This window comes from Dactylosporangium sucinum (assembly GCF_014647515.1).
Taxonomy (GTDB): domain Bacteria; phylum Actinomycetota; class Actinomycetes; order Mycobacteriales; family Micromonosporaceae; genus Dactylosporangium; species Dactylosporangium sucinum.
In genome coordinates this window covers 1-798 of sequence record NZ_BMPI01000206.1, presented here as the reverse complement: position 1 = coordinate 798, position 798 = coordinate 1, and the positions used below count along the sequence as shown (strand labels likewise).

The following is a 798-nucleotide window of genomic DNA, read 5'->3' as shown; positions in this document are numbered from 1 at the left end:
GCAGTGCGGGCGCAGCATCGCGACCACGTACGGCAGGTCGGCGGCGAGCGGCGCCCCGAGCCCGCTGGACCACACGAGCACCACCTCGCTCCCGATCCGCAGGCCCTCCAGCAGCAGCGCCGACATGTCGGCGGCGTTGAGCATCCGCCACAGGTCGACGTTGACCACCCGGTCGAACGAGCCGTCCCGGAAGGGCGTGGCCACGCCGAGCAGGTGCAGGTTCTCCTCGTCGGGCGGGGCGAGGTGATCGCAGCGGGGCATGCCCGGCCGCCCGACGCCGAAGCCGAGCCAGAGGTCCCGCTCGACGTCGGGCAGCACCAGGGTGACCCGCGGCCCGGCCCGCAGCGCGTCGAGGCAGCGCTCGTAGAAGGGCACCGCCTGGGCCACCCGCAGCGGCGGGGCGCCGAGCAGCTCCACGTCGAAGTGCCGGTAGCGGTCCTTGATGTAGGGGATGTAACCCTGCGCGCCGGCCCAGTCGACCCGCCAGTTGCGAAAGTGCGGCAGGTGGTAGGTGCGCGCGTCCCCGTCGTAGCGGAAATGGCCCGAGGCCCGGCCCTGGTGCCGGAAGATGCGGTACGCCAGCTCGTTGTCCTCGTAGCCCCAGCGCACGAAGTCCTCGTTGAACCCGCCGACGGCATCGAGCAGCTTGCGCGAGATCGACATGTTGTTGCAGTAGGCGAACAGCCACGGGGTGCGGCTCTGCTCGAAGGTGTCGGGCTCGAAGCCGAGCTGGTAGCGCGGGTCTTCCTCCAGCCGGCTGTGTTGCTGCGGGAACCGGCCGGCGATGAGCTGCGCTAA

Annotated in this window: 1 protein-coding gene; it reads right to left on the bottom strand. The window is 71.2% G+C overall.

The window, feature by feature from the left end:
- On the bottom strand, positions 1-798 hold a 798-nt coding region (locus IEZ31_RS55850; protein ID WP_268241784.1), incomplete at both ends, for a galactosyltransferase-related protein.